Source organism: Antarcticibacterium sp. 1MA-6-2 (genome assembly GCF_021535135.1).
Lineage (GTDB): Bacteria > Bacteroidota > Bacteroidia > Flavobacteriales > Flavobacteriaceae > Gillisia.
The window spans coordinates 2,052,888-2,071,581 of record NZ_CP091036.1; the positions used below are offsets into that span (position 1 = coordinate 2,052,888).

Consider the following 18,694-nt stretch of genomic DNA (forward strand, 5'->3'; position numbering starts at 1 on the left):
GTTATAGCGGGCAGTTCACTCCTAAACTTTTGCTAATGTTATTACATAAAATTGTGAAAAAGCCATAAGCTGTTATTGATTAACAAAATTCTAAAAAAGGTTTTGCTGTTCTTAATAAAATGTTAATTTGGCTCTTCTAATATCCATAGCTATGTTCTGTTTTCGCTTATACATTCTCTTATTTCTGCTGATCACGCTTAACACTTTCGGGCAGCATAAGAATATTAGTTATGCTACGCCGAACAAATGGATAGATGAAACAAAATTAGATCCAGACGCTACTATTCCCGGAACAGCAACTTCAGGTTTTTATTCTCTTCTTATAGACATTCAGGATAACGTTGGTACTAAAGAGTATTACAAAAGATTCTCCTATAAAATTTTAAATACAAAGGGAGTTCAGGATATGGGAAACCTAACCATAGATTTCGATCCTGAATACGAACAAATAATCCTCCACGAAATTGCCATTGTGAGAGATGGAAAAGAAATTAATAAGATGCAGCCAGCATCTTTGCAGGTAGTTCAAAGAGAAGCTGGAATGGATAATTATCTCTACGATGGCCGTCTTACCATTATTGCCAATTTAACCGATGTTCGAGTTGGAGATATTATTAACTATTCTTACACTATTTCGGGATCTAATCCTGTATACGAGGGAAATTATCAACGAATATTTTATTTTCAGGATGTATTCCCAATGAACCGGATAAATTTTTCGGTAACCGTTCCTAACGATCAAAATTTGGAATATAAATTATTGAGAGGAGCTAAAAACCCTCATATTTCCACAATTGGAAACAGGACAAAATATTCATGGGAAAAGGAGAAAATTTCTGCTATTGAATATGAAGATAATACTCCTGCCTGGTTTGATGCTGCACCCGCTGTAGAAATTACACAATATAGGAACTGGAAGGAAGTAGTAGATAAATTTGAAAAACATTACCGAATAGATAAAAACGCTCGCACTGCGCTAAGTAAAAAAGCTTATCCATATCTTAATATTGAAAATGGTGAAACTGGTAATATCACCCAAACCATCAAATTTGTACAGGACGAAATTCGCTATTTAGGATTTGAAAACGGGATGAATTCACATAAGCCCAGTTATCCTCTGGAGGTTTTTAACAGGAGATACGGGGATTGTAAAGACAAATCTTTTTTGCTGAGTGAACTACTACAGGCGCAAGGGATAACTGCACATCCAATGTTGGTTAATTCATCAACGGGTCGGGATTTGGAAAACAGCTTACCTTCTCCAAATGTTTTTGATCACTGTATTGTTCAAATTCAGCTGGAAAACAACAAATTGGTTTATATTGATCCAACTATAAGTGATCAGGGAGGAGAACCTGGTAATATTTATTTCCCGAATTATAGTTACGGACTTCTCCTTAAACCAGGATCCCAGGGTCTTACAAAATTACCTTCACCAAAACCTTCCAAAACAGATATAGTCGAAACATTCATTTTGGATGACGTAGGCGGGGGAGCTAATTTTACAGTAAAGACCATTTACCGAGGAAATGAATCTGACTTCCAAAGACAGGAGTTTTCTGAATCTACTCTAAAAAATGTACAGCAGGGATATACTTCTTTTTATGCTGAATTATATCCCGGGATAAAAGTAGAGGAAGTGGTTTCTTTTGAGGATGATAAGCTAAAAAATGAATTTACTGTTTTTGAAAAATATCGGATAGATTCCCTATGGACTAAAGATGATACAGATGCGACAATATTGTATGCTGAATTTAATCCTCTTTCCATAAGAACACATCTCTTTCCCACTAAATCAACAGAAAGAAACATGCCTTACTACATCAATCCTGATGTAGATATCACTCATAAAACGATCGTTTTTGTACCGGAAGCCTTTAACATCCAAAATGAAAGTAGCACTTACGGCACGAAAGATTTTACTTATTCCTTCGATGTAAAATATAAAAATGCGAAACTGGAATTAACTCACGAATACAAATCTCTTTCAGATCATATTGCTCCCGAAGATCTTCCTGCATACCTGAAGGAACATTCCCGTGCTCAGGAAAATTTAGCATATGGATTAAGCTATAATACTCTCTTTAATGAAAATTCTCAATCGGCTACCACCAGCTGGTGGATAGTATTCATGGTACTTTTGACGATGGGAGGAACGGGATATTTTTGTTATCGTATTTACAACACCTATGACCTCCCCTCTGTAGTTGCTCCCCGAAAAGAGAGAAGCATAGGGGGATGGTTAATTATTGTAGCCATAGGATTAGCAATCACGCCATTTCTAGTTCTGTATGAAATAAATTCATCCCAATACTTTAACGGGGAAATGTGGCAGACTCTATTTAGTATTGAAGAAAATTTCAACCTGGGACTTCTCCTTATTGGCGAACTCATCTATAATTCAGCTTACCTCATATTTTCCCTCTTTGTAGCACTCATCTTTTTCAGGAGGCGAACTATTGCTCCCCGTATTATAATTATTTTTTACGCCGTAACTTTTATAATGACAGCCCTGGACACTTTTGCCATTTCTCAGCTGAGTCCTTTGGCATATACAGGAGTGGAGGAACAGGAGATGTTCACAGATCTTGTGAAGGAGGGAATACGGTGCTTAATCTGGATCCCGTATTTCATATATTCTATCCGGGTAGAGGAAACCTTCACCAGGACTATTAAAGAGGAGAAAATAATTGCTCCGCAAGAACAAGCGCCCATACTTACTCAATAATAATTTAAGCAGAAATTCCCTGGATTTCAGATGCATCTTAGTCTCCGGACTCCTTCGCCTGTAATTGTTTCAGAAACCTTTAACAAGGTTCCACTTCATTAATATCTAACTTTATGAATTAAATCTTCTTCTATGTCATTTTTCGGAAAAGTAAGGAACACCATCAATTTATTAAAAGCTGTTGATTTAGACCAGCTGGCAAAGATCAGCCAGACCATAGATCTCCCCGAAGCTATGAAAACTTTGGGCTCCCTGGATGAAAATCAAATGAAAGGCTTGATGAAAATGCTGAAAACCAAGCGCCGGAAAGGACAACATGATCTCCCTCCAATTGATGGAGATTTTTACAATCTTGACCTTAAGCTTACACCGGAACAGCGGGAGGTTCAGCTAAAGGTTCGCAGTTTTATGGAAGATGAGGTGCGGCCGCTGGTGAATGATCATTGGAACCGCGCAAAATTTCCGTTTGAGATCATTGAGAAATTTGCCAAACTCAATATTACTTGCATCCCCTACGAAGGCTACGGCTGCCCAAATATGTCCTTTCTTATGGAAGGTATTATTGCGCAGGAAATAGCGAGAGTTGATGTTTCGATTTCTACTTTTTTCGGGGTGCACAGTGGTCTTGCTATGGGCTCAATTTATCTCTGCGGAAGTGAAGCTCAAAAGGAAGAATGGCTGCCACAAATGCAAAAACTGGAGAAGATTGGAGCCTTTGGCCTTACTGAACCTAATGTGGGATCGGGTGTCGCGGGAGGAATGGAAACTACCTGCAGGTTTGACGGAGAAAACTGGATCCTGAACGGTCAGAAAAAATGGATTGGAAATGCTACTTTTTCGGATGTTACTATCATCTGGGCAAGAGATGAAGCTACAAACGACGTAAAGGGATTCCTTGTAAGAGGAAAAGAAAATCCGGGTTATAAAGCCGAAAAAATGGAAGATAAGATGGCACTGCGAATAGTGCAGAATGCCCTTATCACCCTCACCGATTGTAAAGTACCGGAAAGCGACTTAGCTAAAACATGCCGATTCTTTCAGAGACACAGCCAAAGTTTTAAAAATGACCCGTGCAGGTGTAGCCTGGCAGGCCGTGGGTTGTGCCCGTGGTGCTTATGAAAGTGCCCTTAAGTACACACAAAAGAGGGAGCAGTTTGGAAGACCTATTGCTTCATACCAGCTGATACAAAATCATCTCGTAGAGATGCTATCTAACCTTACCGCCATGCAAACGTTGGTTTTCCGATTATCAGAAATGCAGGATCAGGATCTGCTTACAGATGAGCATGCGTCGCTGGCAAAAGTTTATTGCAGTATGAGAACAAGGGATGTTGTAAGTCGCGCTCGGGAAGTAATGGGCGGCAACGGTATTCTTCTGGAGTATGACGTTGCACGTTTTGTGGCCGATGCCGAAGCAATTTACAGTTATGAAGGAACAAAAGAAATAAATTCACTCATTGTAGGTCGGGCAATTACTGACTATAGTGCCTTTGTGAATTAATCAGAAAAAATAAAAATTAATGTCAGTATTGGTAATAAGCCCGGGAAGAAATCCGGAGAAATGGGTAAATGAGTTAAAAAATCAACATCCGGGAATGAATGTTTTCGTTTATCCCGAAGAGCATGATAAAGAAGAAGTTGAATACGCCATTGCCTGGAAACATCCTCGCGGAATATTCAAAAATTATCCAAACCTGAAAGTGGTAGCTTCTATGGGTGCAGGAGTTGACCACATCACCAGTGATCCAGAGATTCCGGAACATGTAAAAATCACCCGCATCGTAGATGGGCAGCTTCGGGAAGATATGGGGGATTTTGTACTTGCTTTAATTTTAAACCATTTGCGCAACCTTTCGCTTCACCACAACAGCAGAGAATGGAAACCCAAAAGTTACATCAGGATCAAAGATACTCGTGTAGGAATTATGGGCCTGGGAGTGCTGGGAAGCGGAGTAGCTGAGAAACTGGTAAAAAATGATTTTCAGGTCTCGGGGTGGTCAAGGTCCAAAAAAGAATTAGAGGGAGTAAAAAGTTATGAGCTTGACGAACTGGAGGATTTCCTGGAGAATCTTGATGTGCTGGTATGTCTTCTTCCTCTGACTCCTGACACTGAAAATATTTTAAATTCTGATTTGTTTGAAAAACTTCCGGAAGGTGCCTTTTTAATAAATGTGGCCCGGGGAGAGCATCTGGTAGAACAGGATCTTCTTAATTATGTAAACAGCGGTCATTTAAGTGGTGCAGCATTGGACGTTTTTAGAAAAGAGCCTCTTCCTGAAGATCATCCTTTTTGGGAAAATCCAAAGATTTACATTACTCCACATATTGCCAGTGTTACAGATCCCAAAGAGGTAGTACCACAGATAGTCGATAATTACGAAAGAATGACTGAAGGGGAAGAACTTCATAATGTAGTAAGACGGGAGAAGGGTTATTAAGCTGAAATAATTGCACTTATATGAGAGAGATAAAAAATATACTTGTAGCTATAGATTTTAATGAAACTGTAGGTGATTTGTTAAGTTATGCTGAAGCTCTTGCTTTAAAATTTGAAGCTAAAGTTTGGGTAGTACATGTGGCTGAACCTAATCCTGATTTTGTGGGTTTTGAGGTGGGCCCGCAATATGTTCGTGATGTTAAGGCAGATGAACTGCGGGAGGAACACCGGAAGCTGCAAACCATTTGCGACACTTTTTTTGACGAAAGCATCGAACGGGAAGCACTGTTAATCCAGGGATCTACTGTAGAAACAGTTGTGGAGGAGGCAAAAAAGCTACAAAGCGATTTGCTTATCGTTGGTACTCATAAACATAGTTTTTTCCACGACCTGTTTTCAGAAAATGTTTCCCTGGAACTTCTTAAGAAAGCCGAAATACCTTTACTGGCAATTCCTATTGATGAGGACTAACTTCAGCGTTTAGAACTGTTTGTTATTATCTGATCAATTCCGAAGGCGGAATTTTTATTATTAAAATCTTTCATTAAGGTAGCAGGAGTTCCTTTGCTATTTTTTTACCTCCGGAACATTTTCCCAATAGTCTTACCTATCTCGTCCAGTTTTTCAATTGGTTCGAGAATAGCAGGATTTCGGTAATCAATGCCAGTACTGTCTACGACTCCCAGCTGCATAGGATAAACCAGAATAAAGCTGTTTTCACGAAAATATTCATTAAGGTAACCAGGAATTTTTGCCATATTGCTGTGGTAAGATTCTTTGTCTTTACGGCTGAGAATTATGATTAGGTTATCATCCTTCTGCACATCCCTCGACAGTATTAAGAAATCATCCAAATTTACAAATTCAATAAACTGGGCTTCAACAGGATGTTTCCCGTGAATTTCCTTTATGAACTGAAGCGTTTCTTCTGAGCCATAAAAAAGTAATTTTGCTCCCGAATTTCGTGCGATGTTCCACACCTTGCTCAACCAAAAAGCAAAACCTATTTCCTTTTCTGCCTTTGCTTAAGCACCAGGATTATATGTCTTTTAATTGTCCCAAATGGCTGAACTGCTTTATAAATAAGAGTTGTGGTATTACTTTTACTTAAGATATTTTCTGTGAGATTTCCAAGAAAAGAATCTGAAATTCCTTCTTTTATATGCAGGCCTAAAATAAGATCTGTGATCTGCTGTTCGCGTACTACGCTAACAATTCCCTGGGTTACACTTTGATCGTACCTTAAAAGTTGGTGAAGGGAATTATCTGTAGCCGAAGCTGCGATTGCTGCTTTTTGAAGAATTTTTCTGGCATTCTTATGTGCAGTGGCATCTGTTGTACTATTGTCAATAATACTAAGTGCAAAGAGCTCATTTTTGTTCTTCCTTGATTTTACTGTAATTCCCAGGTTGATCAGTTCTTCGGTGGTTTCAGAATTACTTACAGGAATGAGAATTTTTTCCAGGCTGTTTAATTCTTCTGCACCCTTTTCTCCTGCTTCTTGTAGTGCTATATTTTTTGCTCCTTTTTGAGCGACAAAAGATGCAATGGTACAGGTGAAAAGTATCATGAGAATTGTACCGTTGAGGATACTCTCGTCGAGTAGCCGTATTGGTTCCCCATCTGGCGCTACATCGAGAATGATATTATACCCCACAAGCACGGCTGCCAGCGTTGCAGCGGCCTGGGCATTACTAAGACCAAATATCAGCCTTCGTTCATCTGTTGTAAAATTGTATGTTTTTTGCGTTAGCCAGGCTGCAGAAAATTTAGCAAAAGTGGCAACAAAGATCATTACTCCCGCCACTTTAATAGTTTCAAAATCCTGAAAAAAAGCTCTGTAATCAATCAACATTCCAACTCCTATCAGGAAAAATGGAATGAATATAGCATTACCCACAAATTCGATCCTGTTCATTAAAGGAGAAGTGTGAGGGATGAGCTAGTTTAAAGCAAGCCCCGTAAGAAATGCACCAATAATGGCCTCTATTCCCGCAAGTTCTGCCAAAACTGCTCCCAGGAATACCATTGCGAGCACAAAAATATATTGAGACACGCTGTCGTGGAACCTCTTCAAAAACCAGCGGCCTATGACAGGGAATAGCAGCATCACAAGGAGACCAAAAACTATTAGCGAAATTACCAGTCTAATCCAAAACTGCGTGTTCACCTCTCCTGTTGTCATTCCAACTATCACCGCCAGGACAAGCAGCGCCAGGGTATCGGTAATCATTGTCCCGCCTACGGTAATATTTACTGCACGGTTCTTTGCCACTCCCAGCTTACTTATTAGGGGATAAGCAATAAGTGTATGGGAAGCGAACATACTTGCCAACAGTACCGAAGTGAAAATTGAAAATTGCAGAATATATAAACCTGTTAGTATCCCTAAAGTCATTGGGATAAAAAATGTATACATTCCAAAGATGATGCTCTTTTTGCTGTTTTTCTTAAAGTCGGCCAGATCGATTTCCAGCCCTGCCAGGAACATAATGTACAAAAGTCCTGCAGTTCCAGATAAGATAATCCCACTGTCCCGCTCCATTAAGTTAAAACCATAAGGTCCAATAACAGCCCCTGCTATAATAAGACCGAGAAGTGGCGGAATCTTAATTTTATTCAGAAGAATGGGAGCGACCAAAATGATCACAAGGATCAGGAGAAATTTCAGCACCGGATTTGTAAGCGGCAATGTAGTCTCAAAAATGCTGAGCAGTATCATTCTATAAGAAGTAAAGGTGAAAAATAGTATTTAAAAATATTCTCCGGTTCTGTGCCAAGATACTGCAATAATGGAAATAGCAGAGGAATAATTTAAAGGGCGAATGCATAATTAATTTGGCCGTACCTTAACCACGCTTGCTGTTACCAGAAGTTGCCCAACGTGGCGCTGAGTATGTTCGGCAGCGTGAAAAAGAAGTCCGATTACCGAAGATGGTAATTTCTTCCTGCCAACACTCCGGAATTCTGTAAGCGACGATTTTTCTATTTTGGAAAGTACCTGCAACGCGTGATCCACTTTTCTGTCAAATGCAGCGACAAAACCTGAAACATCATTTCCTGCGGAAGGATCACCTTCCATTTTTAATGCTGAAAATTGTTCTTCACTAAGTTCCTTTCCTGAAGCATAAGTTAACATCCTGTCGAGAACTCCGGTTAAATGCTGAAGATGAAATCCTACTGCAGCTCTCCCCGCAGGTTTCTCCCACAGCTAGTCTTCAGGAAAATCTTTCAGATAAACATGAATATCTTCCCTTGCCTGCAACAGCGCGTGAGCCACAGGCTGAAGCAGATCTGGTATTCCCTCTATTCTTCCGCGTAGCCAGACTTCAGGTTTTTCGCTCATTTCCCTTTTGAATCTTTTTCACATTCTTTCTGAATCTCCTCCAGTTGATCCTCATTGATCCACTTCATTGTTGCAGCGTGTTTGGCAGCACTCAAAGTTTCTTCCACCAGAAGCATTTCAGCTCCTTTAGCTTCCACTTTTTTCTTTATTTCCTGCACTTCATTATCTCTGTCATCTTTGGAAACATCCCTGATATAGATACCTATGATCCTGTCAGGAAATTCTTCCATAACGTGGTAATAAGTTTCGGGATCTTTTTCTCCACTGTCTCCTATGCAAATAAACTTCAGGTCGGGGTAAGCCTCCAGAACGTGCCGGATTTTTTCAATTTTATGTGCACTCCCTTTGGTTTCTATCCTGCCCTCCTGCCTGCTCAGTCCCTTATCTTTTAGGAATAATGGATCTTCAGGAACGTCATGATATCTAAAGAAATTGACCAGCAAATCATATAGATTCCATTCACTACCCGACACGAAAAACAGCGGATTCACACCCTTGTCATCATATCCTTTTTGAAGCGCCCGCAGGAACGCAGCTATTCCGGGAAAAGGACTTCTCTCGGTGGCATCGTGAAGAAGAGCCAATTTTATTCGTGCCAGGAAATTAGTGATCTCAGAAACAAGAACAGTATCATCAATGTCTGAAATTATTCCAAATTCTGTGTCTTTATCCGGAACGAAAATTATTCCTTCCGCTTCCTTCTCGTCCTCATCAGTTTTCGTTTCCAGCAGTTCCAGCTTTATCTTCTTTCCGTATTTCTCGTAATCTATAGGCGAATCAAATTTAAATTCAAATTCAAAGAAACCTTCTTCGTCTGTTTCTGCTTCCTTCTCCTGCCCGGCGAAACTTCCTTTCACTTTAATATAAGGAATTTCATCAGACTCAAATCTTTTATAAGTGTCTTTAATATGTTCCCAGTTAGAGCCATCGTGATCTTTTTCCCTTACTTTTTCATTTTCAAGAACACGACCCTTTATGTAAACATACTTCTCATTTCCAAAGCCATGGTACGGAAAGATCTTAACAGGTTCGAGCCAGTTCATTTTATCTTTAACGGTGAACTTCGCCATAGATAATTGATGTTCCACCCGTGCCACGGCCTCTTTAAGATTGCCTTTAATGTTATTTTTCATATAATTATTTTTCTTGTTCCCGCCCTCAAAGAATAATTCCCCTCCGCCGGAGGGATGTCCGCAGGACGGGGTGGCCCCGGTGCTGGTTCTTTTCCCGCAGAAGTCGCAGATTAAAAGCAGATTTACGCAGAACTAATTCCTCAAAATTTCTCTTCTCTCTTCTCTATACTCTAACTTCTTGGCTCTTGTCTCTTGTTTATTTTTTCTTGTTTCTCCTCCCACAGAAGCCGCAGATCTCAATTTTTTCACGCAAAGGCGCAAAGTTACCCGCAAAGCCCGCAAAGAATAATTCCCCTCCGCCGGAGGGGTGTCCGCAGGACGGGGTGGTCCCAGTGCTGATACTTTCCCGAAGATTCCAGACCAACTTTATCTCCCACTAAAAGGCTCCCTTCAGGGGCCGGAGGGACTACAGTTTATCCAATATTTCCGCCTTTTTCTTTTCAAACTCCTCCTGGCTTATCAGGTCCTGTTCCCGAAGTGCCTTCAGCTTTCTAAGACTTGCTACAAGATCTTCTTCGGGTGAAGGTTGTCTCTTTTCTTCAGATGCTGTGTTTACTGTTATACCTCCGCTAGCTTTAGCCCGGGAATTTTCCAGTTCCAGCTGCTTAGCGGTATTCCGTCATTTTTTCTTCCTGTTCCTGGGCATAACGGTAAAGCATCCTCGCCTGCGCCTTCGGCAGATAATCTATTTCTATACTCGATCCTTTTACGGAATTAAGAGTAAAAGTCGCCCCCATAATGCCTTCTTTTATATGGCAATCTTCAACTTCCTTCCACAGGTAATCGTCAAAATCCATTGAAAGACCTAAATTCCTGGGGCGGCAAAAAATTACCCGCTTATTGGTAAGAGCAAGGCAATCGGGAGAGATGTTTAGTGCCGATGGTTTTTCTGCACGGCTATATATTCAATATTTTCTCCGGTAGTGAGTAATTCGCTAACGGTACTGTGAATTTTCTCCACCGTCTTTGGATCCTGGGACTCATTCAGGTATTTGTTCAGTTCTTTCATTCCTTCTGTTTTTGCTTCGGAAGTTTAATGGGAAAATGCGGCTTCCTCGTTTGTCCTAAAGTTACAAATTTTGCACAGGAATCCCGGTCCTCTAAAAAGAGCTTTTTATGACTCCATTCGGGCATATTAAAGATAATTTTTGTGAATGAGATTTTGGCCAAGGATCAATAAAGATATTCTCCTGCAGCGCCTATTTACCTGATTTATCAGGAATAAAACGGTTTAACTCCTGCTGCCACAGCGGAGTTTTAATTATTCGAAGTAAGGCTAAATTCACTGGTTCCCTCAGGTCGCTTCCGGCAGGAAAGGCCAGGGCGTAATAATCAGGATCTACCATTACTGGTTGAACTTTCAGGGAAATATCTGAAGCATTGTTAATTTGGTATCTCATCAAGTACACTATGTAGCACCGCGTCAATATCATTTTTATTTGTAGCCTCTAAAGCCTTTTGAATATCGGGAAAGGAGTGAAAAGAAACTCTCTCAGCATTGAGATATTCTGCAGCCGGAGAATTTTCCACAGCGGCAATTTTCATATCCCTGAGATCATTAGGAACACTGATTTTATTTTTACCCGATCCTCCCATTACCGCAGAAACCAGCGAGGCAGTAAGCACCGCGGTTACACCCATAGCTACCAACATCCAAATGAGCGCCACTGCACGTCCAAAAAAAGTTTGAGGCGCTTTATCTCCATATCCAATTGTAGTCATCGTAACACCAGCCCACCAGAAGCCCGAGCCAATTCCTTTGGCAACCGACCTCTCCCCTCCAAATTGATCTTCATTTTGATTTCTTTCAATAAAATAAATAATTGTTCCCACGATTAGAAGCAAAATTGAAAGCGAACCTGCGATATACCAAAAACGTTCACTAAAAAAGGCTTTGACAATATCAGAAAGATTTGTCGTTTGAGGTTTTGCCAACCCCAGGTCTGCAGTGTGATAGATGTGACTGAAATCCACCTGATTCTCTGCTTCTGCAGTTACATTCCCGGTAAGAATTACGTCTGCTCCCTGCTGTAATTCGGCCGCCGGAGATCCTTTTTCAACTTCCATAAACCTGTAATCAAGATCCATATCTTCTGCAATCCCTCGCCATAATCTTATACTTATACCATCCCAGGATCCGTTCTTCCCCTTTATCACATAAGGAGGTTCAGTATATACTCCCACCACCAGCTCTTTGTTTATTACTGAAGTAAGACTGTCCTGTTGCCCGAAAACAGCTGTTTGACTACAGAATAAGAATAATAAGATTAGGTGGTTACCAAGATTTCCTTTAAGCATAGATTTTTACTTGTCCTTTAGCGGTTCCTTGAAGTTTATTTTAAACTGATCCATTGCAGTTTTCCTGAAATATGGATTTAATGCTGCTCCTGCTTTCCCTAAGTTAGCAAATTATAATCATTTCCAGGAACCCACCTGAAGGTTAGGAATTAACTATTGAAGCACCTGACACTGTCTTAACAGCACAATTAAAAGTTATATTTCATCTAATATTCGCGTGATCCTGTAATTATTTCTGTTATTTTGCTCCTTAAGTTCTTCCATTGCGGAACAGCTTTTGCAAATGCACTTTAAATAAGAATTTTTACAATGAAGAACTTACTGCTGATCCCTGTTTTTCTTTTCGGAACCCTTTACCTGCACGCTCAAAATTCTATTGAAGTGGAAATTGACAATTTTAAATCAGATAAAGGTTTGGTTCTTTTAGGCTTGTACAATACCGAAGCTTCCTTTCTTGAAACACCCTTTAAAGGAGAAAAAGTAAAAATTTCAGGGGGGAAAGCTACCTTTACTTTTACTAATATTCCCGATGGCACCTACGCCATTACCCTGATTCACGATGAGGATAAAAATGATGAGCTCACCAAAAACTTCCTTGGAATTCCCAAAGAAGGTTATGGAGCCTCTAACGATGCTCCTGCAAATTTTGGCCCTCCTAAATGGAAGGATGCGAAATTTGAAATTAGTAACGGGGAAACTGTGAAGCAGAAGATCCGCTTAAGGCATTTTTAGGCGGAGTATCTCAGCGAGGTATTGAAAATTTTTTTTAGGGGATTATTTCAGATTTGGTTTTACTCCTTATCAACCGATCTATTCTTCTTTTTTAACAATCGTAGAATGCAGCATTTGCAATTTCCACCCGTCCTTTGTACGAATGGCTGTTGCACTTTCAAGCCAGTTCATTTCCCCAAGTTTCTCCCCGTCCCTTTTAAAAACGGCATTGTTGTGATAAGCCGCCCAGGCCAAGTCCCCGGAAACTTTGACCTCAATGAATTTAAATGTATTGATCCTTTCCGGTGACCTTTCCCTTGCCGCAGCTTTCTCCATATATCCTTTAATTATTTCGGTATCCCAAACCTCACCGTTTTCGAGAAGCAAATAATCTTCCGTTTGATAATCTGATAGTTTATCCTGTTCATTTTTGGAAAAAATATCATTAAAATAATTAGTGATAAGATCTTTAATCTGCTGTTCTTCATCTTCTACGGAATTCTGGGCCACTACCGGAACGGAGAGCAACATTAAAAAGAATAGTTGAAGAGTAGTTTTCATAGGGAAACGTTTTTATGGGAAAGCAGGACTTTCAGAATTTACAAATGGCAAAAAAAGCTCTAAAATCTAAAGTAGTAAATAAGAAAATGCTATTCAAAGGAAAGACTTTTATATCCTGCAATTTTTTATGCAGGCATTGTAAAAGAACTATTTCTTTACTGACTTAGCTTTTGCTCTGGCGAGGTTCTCCTCTACCCTGAATTTGACAATTTTAGAAATAGTTTCAAAAGGAATAGGTTCTTTCAGGGGAAACTGCACAGATCCTTTTGCCCCTTTGTACTTGGTTAGTTCTTGTCTAAATTCAGCAATGGCCGACGGACCCGGATAGAAACCTATGTGGTTTTTAAAGGCGGCAAAGTGTACGAGATTCCCCGCCAGCACATAAGTAGGTATGGCATAAGAAATGACCTCTTGTGCCTGGGGAGCTGCCTTGAGAATTGCCTCTCTCACCTGTTGCAAAAGTTGTTGTACATTTTCATGAAAGGTTCCTATGTAGTCGTCAATATTTTCAGGCTTTTGATCTACTGTACTCATGGATATTTTGTGAATTTTCTCCTTTAGAAATGTAATTTCACCTTAAGTTACTTTTAAAAAGAATTCCTGCAGCCCCGGGAGCTACAGGAATTCTCTACTTATAAAGTTGATCTGCATGAATAAAACTTCAGGATTACTTCTTTTGCCGCAACTTGTGAAAATTTTTTTTTCTGAAATTATTCTGCATTCGGGTCACAGTTTATCATCCACCGTATCCCATACTTATCAGCAAAACTTCCGAAGTAGGCGCCCCAGAATGTGTCGGCCATTTCCATTTCAATTTCTCCGGCTTCAGAAAGGCCATTAAAAAGACGATCTGCTTCTGCTTTGTCTTTTATATCCAGCAGCACATAAGTCTGATTCCCCGCCTGCAGTTTATGTCCGGCAGAGGGAATAATATCTGAAGCCATCAGGAAAATTCCGTTACCAATGGGAAGGGAAATATGCATCAGGCGGTTCTTTTCGTCTTCGGGTAGTTTGTCTCCTCCCGGCGCTTCGCTCATTCTGTTTTTGTCTTTGAACTCTCCTCCAAAAACCGATTTATAGAAATCAAATGCTTCTTCGGCTGTACCGTCAAAATTTAGATAAGGATGTACTTTCATAGTATTAGGTTTATTTTATACAGAATTTGTTCGAAGTGAAAGCGGCACCTCCTCCTGAGGCTTAGCTTTTAACTTATGGTAGTAAACATAGGAGACCATTAAAATTGCCAGAATCACAAGCGGAAAAAAAGTTTGTATCCCGGCCCCGTCAACTGCCCAATGGCTGATGAAAGCAAAAATAAAATCAAAGGTAAATCCCGCATATACCCACTCCATAAACCGGGCTGGAACTTTAGGGATTACAAGGGCTATAGAACCTAAAACTTTAAAAATAACAAGGGCTGTACCAAAATATTCGGGGTAGCCAAGGTGAGAGATCCCTTCTTTAGCCAGATCAGTTTGAGAGGTGAGGGCAGGCATAACTCCTTCAAAAAGAAAAATAAATCCGGTGGCCGTCCAGAAAATGATCTTTTGTTTTTTACGTGTTTTCATGGGATGAAGATTTATCTAAAGATATCCTCAAATAAGTAAATGAAAAATGGGGAGATGAGACAAAAAGAAGGGGCAATTGCGACAGAAGAAAATTTTATAGGGAGGTAAAAAGAAAAATGATACGATCTGATGACATCATTTTAAGACATCAAATTCCGGAACTTTCAATTTAAGTACTGTAAAGCAAACTTAAATAATTCTTTTTCTGCTGTTGACAGAAAATTGTGACAGAGGATTACTCCCTGGAAACAATGTAACCTCTCCGGGGGCTGGAATTTTTTATAAACTGCCCATTTTCAATGTAGCCGCTAAACTGAATTGGTAATCCGTCTCCCTAATTGTATTCTATTTGGGTCTGCAAGTGATAATGCAGATGCGGGACATCACTTCTTCCGCTATTGCCCGCCAATCCTAAAAGATCCCCTGCCTCCACTTTGTCACCCTCTTTAACTTTTATTGATCCCTGTTTAAAATGTGCCAGAAAGGAATATTCACCATTTTGATGATCAATAACCACGTGGTTTCCCGGGGGTACTTTCTCGTTCACCTTGCCCAATATGTTATCCTGCACTGTGTCTAAAACTTTAACCACTACTCCTTTTCCCGGAACTAAAATTTTTGCACCAAAAGCATAAAAATCAGAATTCTCACTGCGCTGGCCGTTCTTTAATACTTCCCCGTTTTCAGCTTTAAGGAAATCAAAAGCGAATTTTTGGTTTGAAGATTGAATGTGTTTATTCAAATATGCTTCATCTCCTCCCCAGGCTGTATACCAGTTTTCCTCGAAAGGTAAAGACAATTCAGTTTTAGTTTGATAGTTGTTGTATTGAGATTCTGCAGCTTCCGGCGTGGGAGTAATGGACAATCCTACTATTATTGAATCCTGCCAAACCCACTTATAGGTCAACGAAGGTGCATTTTCAAAGCGGCTTATCTCGTAGTAGCTAACAGCTCCTGCCTCTCTAAAACTGGCTTCATCCAAAATATTTAGCTTTGCTCCAAGTTTGGATTCCAGGGAAAGGGAAAGCTGTTTAAAATTATCTATTCCATTGACAGCCTGTTTGAAATTATCACTCATCAAATTCCATAAACTGTCCAGCTGTTTATTGTCAAGCAGATTTTGAAGTTCCCTTCCTTTCTCAATATCCTCTGTCTTATTGAAGATCATTTTAGTTTGCTGTGCAAACTGGGCCTGTACAAAACTGAAAAAAAATAAAAACAGAAACAGAGTTTTCTTTACCATCATTCTTTAGTATTAATTTTTTCAGAATTAAACAGGAGGAACTGAAAACAGGTCTATAAAATTTATATAATCCCGTCAATTACTCATTTATAATAAGAGTCAATCTCACTTCCTGAAATTGCATTACTACAAGTTAGATACAAAAAAATTAATTTGACAATTTCACTGCTTTTTTATTGTCATAGCTAAAATCCTCCAGTTCCTTAAGATCGTTCGCGATTTTTTCTCTCCATTCTGCAAGTTTCTCTTCGTTTAAACCGCTCTTTGTTTCCTTTACAAGTTGCAGGCGACTTTCAGATAGTTCCCTCATAATTTCGTCGCTTATTTGATTTATAATACCAAATCCTTTGGCAATTTGTCCCTTGTTTTCCAGAACCCGCTTTCGGAATTGACGGGTGTGAACCTCTGCAAGATCAAACTGCAATTGCTGAAATTCTACTTGTTTTTGAGTATTTTCTACCATGGAAGTGTCTATCCAGGATGCATTCCCGTAAAATACATTTTCTATTTTCTGGTTGAGATTCTTTTTCAAAAAGTCGAACCCACTAATTGCATGAGAAATAACAAACTGGCTATAAACAGGATCATTGTTCTCATCGCTAATTTTGATTTGGAAATCATCAATAGTTAAAGGGGATTCTGTACTCCATCTCTTTTGTCCTTCCTGAAGGTTTTGTGCAGAAACTATTGGCCCCAGTATTAATAAAAGTGCTACAAAAATTACATTCATTGGAAATAAATTATTGTTAAACCTATAATCCCACCAGGTCAAGGTCGTGGGAATTAAATAAACTTCTTAATAAGATCAGCTGCTTTGGTTTGATTTTTTTCTTTTGCCAGTTCAAAGGCATTTTTTCCCTGATTATTTTTTAGAGAAAGGTTAGCTCCATTATCAATTAAAAGTTGAATTATGGTAAGATGTCCGCTTTTTGCAGCTTCACCAATAGGAAAATCACCTTCTGCATTAATGTTATTTACATCAGCTCCATTTTCAACTATGTACTTCACTATTTCAAAATGACCTTTGGAGGCCGCGTGTTCCAGAGGAGTAGCACCATCCCGGGCTTTAGTGTCAATTTCTGCACCATTTTCGGACAGGAACCTCACAATATCCATGTGGCCATTTTGAGCCGCTACGCGAATTGGAGTAAACTCCAGGTATCCTTTCAAATTCACATCAGCTCCGTTATTTACGAGGAGTCTTACAATTTCAAAGTAGCCTTCCTGACAGGGAATTTGAATAGGGGTTGAGTTTCCCGGAGCCACCTTGTTTTTCTGGTTAACATCAGCTCCACTTTTAATGAGAAGTTCAGAAATTTCATAATTATTATCTGCAGCCGAACGCCACAAAGGAAAAAGACCCTTTTTGTTGTATTCAGCAACATCTGCATTTTTTGCTAATAATGTGGTTACTTTATCAATATCTCCATCTTCAACTGCTCTGTACAGCTTTTGAGCATAGCCTAAGATAGTTGCACCTATAAATAATAATAAGAAGCTTATTTTTTTCATTACTCCGGTTTTTAGTGGTTGCGAAAGTTTGAACAATCGATGGTATGAGTACTCGTCAAATCTATTAAAATTATGTTAATTACAACTGCGGAAAAAAAATCAAATTCTGCTGAAATACAATGACTTTTTTAATTGAATTCGGAATTAAAAACCATCAAACATTCCTGTTCCTGTTGGTTTTCTTAAATTTAAAATCAAAACTTTTATGATGAAGATCCTTTTCTTTAGTACAAAACCCTATGACCGGAAATATTTCAACAATCAAAATAAGAATCACGATTTTCATCTTGAATTCTTAGATGAGCCTTTGAATCGTCATACCGCTGTACTGGCTAAAGGATTTGACGCAGTTTGTATCTTCGTGAATGACAGTGCAAATGCAGGGGTGCTGGAAATTTTGGCCAGTCAGGGAGTAAAATTAATTGCCCTTAGGAGTGCAGGTTATAATCATGTTGATCTTACAAAAGCAAAAGAACTCGGCATTAAGGTAGCAAGAGTACTGGCTTATTCCCCCTTTTCTGTAGCCGAACACACTGTGGCCTTAATTCTTACCATTAACCGAAAAACCCACCGTGCTTACAACAGAGTGAGAGAAGGAAACTTTTCCTTAAACGGACTCATGGGTTTTGATCTTAACGGCAAGACTGTAGGCCTTATTGGTCTCGGAAAAATTGGTATGTGCACGGCAAAAATACTACTTGGCTTTGGTTGTAAAGTCCTGGGATATGACCTTGAAAAATCTGAGGAAGCTGAAAATCTTGGCGTGGAATATAGTAGCCTGGATAATCTTTATTCCAGGGCAGATATTGTTTCCCTTCACTGCCCCTTAACTCCCCAAACGCATCATATCATTAACAAATCCTCCATTGCAAAAATGAAAAAAGGGGTAATGCTTATAAATACAAGCCGCGGCGCACTAGTGGACACTCAGGCAGTTATTGATGGCTTAAAGAGCGAGCAAATAAAATATCTGGGAATAGATGTTTACGAAGAAGAAGCCGATCTCTTTTTTGAAGATCTTTCAGATAAGGTGATACAGGACGATGTATTTATGCGTCTCCTCTCTTTTAACAATGTACTAATTACTTAGCCATCAGGCTTTTTTTACTGAAGAGGCCATGCAGGAAATTTCCAAAGTCACCCTCTCTAACATCGCC

General features: G+C 39.5%; 22 protein-coding genes and 2 pseudogenes. 6 read left to right on the forward strand and 18 right to left on the reverse strand.

From position 1 onward, the window contains the following. The first annotated feature begins 151 nt into the window (after positions 1-151). From LZ575_RS10355 to LZ575_RS10370, 4 genes and pseudogenes are all read left to right on the forward strand, one after another. Positions 152-2,728, forward strand: coding sequence for a DUF3857 domain-containing protein (locus LZ575_RS10355; RefSeq protein ID WP_235330539.1), 2,577 nt, complete (start codon positions 152-154; stop codon positions 2,726-2,728). A 132-nt stretch (positions 2,729-2,860) separates the two neighbouring features. Next, a pseudogene (locus LZ575_RS10360) lies at positions 2,861-4,229 on the forward strand (acyl-CoA dehydrogenase family protein). Between the two features lie 19 nt (positions 4,230-4,248). After that, positions 4,249-5,166 (forward strand): glyoxylate/hydroxypyruvate reductase A, encoded by a 918-nt coding sequence (locus tag LZ575_RS10365; RefSeq protein WP_235330540.1) that lies wholly within the window; start codon positions 4,249-4,251, stop codon positions 5,164-5,166. Positions 5,167-5,186: 20 nt separating this feature from the next. Further along, positions 5,187-5,636 (forward strand): universal stress protein, encoded by a 450-nt coding sequence (locus tag LZ575_RS10370; protein WP_235330541.1) that lies wholly within the window; start codon positions 5,187-5,189, stop codon positions 5,634-5,636. A gap of 104 nt (positions 5,637-5,740) precedes the next feature. Here LZ575_RS10370 and LZ575_RS10375 read toward each other — a convergent pair whose 3' ends face one another. The 11 genes and pseudogenes from LZ575_RS10375 to LZ575_RS10415 all read right to left on the reverse strand — a co-directional run bounded on the left by LZ575_RS10375 (position 5,741) and on the right by LZ575_RS10415 (position 11,942). Next, on the reverse strand, positions 5,741-6,154 hold the full coding sequence (locus tag LZ575_RS10375) for a hypothetical protein (protein WP_235330542.1): 414 nt from the start codon (positions 6,152-6,154) through the stop codon (positions 5,741-5,743). Between the two features lie 14 nt (positions 6,155-6,168). Further along, on the reverse strand, positions 6,169-6,735 hold the full coding sequence (locus tag LZ575_RS10380) for a universal stress protein (protein WP_235330712.1): 567 nt from the start codon (positions 6,733-6,735) through the stop codon (positions 6,169-6,171). 24 nt (positions 6,736-6,759) lie between these two features. Next, positions 6,760-7,887: pseudogene (locus tag LZ575_RS10385) on the reverse strand (cation:proton antiporter); the annotation flags it as partial. Positions 7,888-7,998: 111 nt separating this feature from the next. Then, positions 7,999-8,376 carry a DinB family protein gene (locus tag LZ575_RS10390; protein WP_311196106.1) on the reverse strand — a complete coding sequence of 126 codons (378 nt, stop codon included), beginning with the start codon at positions 8,374-8,376 and terminating at the stop codon, positions 7,999-8,001. After that, positions 8,377-8,511 (reverse strand): hypothetical protein, encoded by a 135-nt coding sequence (locus LZ575_RS23590; protein WP_311196066.1) that lies wholly within the window; start codon positions 8,509-8,511, stop codon positions 8,377-8,379. Then, complete coding sequence (locus tag LZ575_RS10395) at positions 8,508-9,644, reverse strand: App1 family protein (RefSeq protein ID WP_235330543.1); 1,137 nt, start codon at positions 9,642-9,644, stop codon at positions 8,508-8,510. Before LZ575_RS10395 ends, LZ575_RS23590 begins: the two co-directional genes overlap by 4 nt. A 406-nt stretch (positions 9,645-10,050) precedes the next feature. Further along, positions 10,051-10,245 (reverse strand): SHOCT domain-containing protein, encoded by a 195-nt coding sequence (locus LZ575_RS24280; protein ID WP_409187213.1) that lies wholly within the window; start codon positions 10,243-10,245, stop codon positions 10,051-10,053. Positions 10,246-10,249: 4 nt separating this feature from the next. Next, positions 10,250-10,549 (reverse strand): PH domain-containing protein, encoded by a 300-nt coding sequence (locus LZ575_RS10400; RefSeq protein ID WP_311196107.1) that lies wholly within the window; start codon positions 10,547-10,549, stop codon positions 10,250-10,252. Continuing rightward, positions 10,516-10,653, reverse strand: coding sequence for a hypothetical protein (locus LZ575_RS10405; protein WP_235330544.1), 138 nt, complete (start codon positions 10,651-10,653; stop codon positions 10,516-10,518). The genes LZ575_RS10400 and LZ575_RS10405 overlap by 34 nt, the downstream gene beginning before the upstream one ends. Positions 10,654-10,843: 190 nt before the next feature. After that, positions 10,844-11,044, reverse strand: a complete 201-nt coding sequence (locus LZ575_RS10410; protein ID WP_235330545.1) for a hypothetical protein — start codon at positions 11,042-11,044, stop codon at positions 10,844-10,846. Continuing rightward, the gene (locus LZ575_RS10415; RefSeq protein WP_235330546.1) at positions 11,028-11,942 is read right to left on the reverse strand and encodes an ion channel; all 915 of its coding nucleotides are present in this window, start codon (positions 11,940-11,942) and stop codon (positions 11,028-11,030) included. Before LZ575_RS10415 ends, LZ575_RS10410 begins: the two co-directional genes overlap by 17 nt. Before the next feature lie 309 nt (positions 11,943-12,251). Between LZ575_RS10415 and LZ575_RS10420 the strand changes: the two genes are divergently transcribed. Then, positions 12,252-12,674: a DUF2141 domain-containing protein gene (locus tag LZ575_RS10420; RefSeq protein WP_235330547.1), complete on the forward strand. Its 423-nt coding sequence runs from the start codon at positions 12,252-12,254 to the stop codon at positions 12,672-12,674. Positions 12,675-12,752: 78 nt separating this feature from the next. Here LZ575_RS10420 and LZ575_RS10425 read toward each other — a convergent pair whose 3' ends face one another. From LZ575_RS10425 to LZ575_RS10455, 7 genes are all read right to left on the reverse strand, one after another. Then, on the reverse strand, positions 12,753-13,214 hold the full coding sequence (locus tag LZ575_RS10425) for a nuclear transport factor 2 family protein (RefSeq protein ID WP_235330548.1): 462 nt from the start codon (positions 13,212-13,214) through the stop codon (positions 12,753-12,755). Positions 13,215-13,361: 147 nt separating this feature from the next. Further along, a complete protein-coding gene (locus LZ575_RS10430) occupies positions 13,362-13,748 on the reverse strand; it encodes an iron chaperone (protein ID WP_235330549.1) in 387 nt (128 codons plus the stop codon). Between the two features lie 176 nt (positions 13,749-13,924). Further along, on the reverse strand, positions 13,925-14,350 hold the full coding sequence (locus LZ575_RS10435; RefSeq protein WP_235330550.1) for a VOC family protein: 426 nt from the start codon (positions 14,348-14,350) through the stop codon (positions 13,925-13,927). Between the two features lie 15 nt (positions 14,351-14,365). After that, entirely contained in the window at positions 14,366-14,782 is a 417-nt protein-coding gene (locus tag LZ575_RS10440; protein ID WP_235330551.1) for a DoxX family protein, read from the reverse strand. Between the two features lie 334 nt (positions 14,783-15,116). Further along, positions 15,117-16,028: a M23 family metallopeptidase gene (locus LZ575_RS10445; protein ID WP_235330552.1), complete on the reverse strand. Its 912-nt coding sequence runs from the start codon at positions 16,026-16,028 to the stop codon at positions 15,117-15,119. A 145-nt stretch (positions 16,029-16,173) separates the two neighbouring features. Further along, entirely contained in the window at positions 16,174-16,755 is a 582-nt protein-coding gene (locus LZ575_RS10450; protein WP_235330553.1) for a hypothetical protein, read from the reverse strand. A 53-nt stretch (positions 16,756-16,808) separates the two neighbouring features. Next, positions 16,809-17,537: an ankyrin repeat domain-containing protein gene (locus LZ575_RS10455; protein ID WP_235330554.1), complete on the reverse strand. Its 729-nt coding sequence runs from the start codon at positions 17,535-17,537 to the stop codon at positions 16,809-16,811. Positions 17,538-17,742: 205 nt separating this feature from the next. On the opposite strand from LZ575_RS10455, the gene LZ575_RS10460 reads away from it, so the two are divergent. Continuing rightward, positions 17,743-18,627, forward strand: a complete 885-nt coding sequence (locus LZ575_RS10460; RefSeq protein ID WP_311196067.1) for a 2-hydroxyacid dehydrogenase — start codon at positions 17,743-17,745, stop codon at positions 18,625-18,627. The last annotated feature ends 67 nt before the right edge of the window (positions 18,628-18,694 follow it).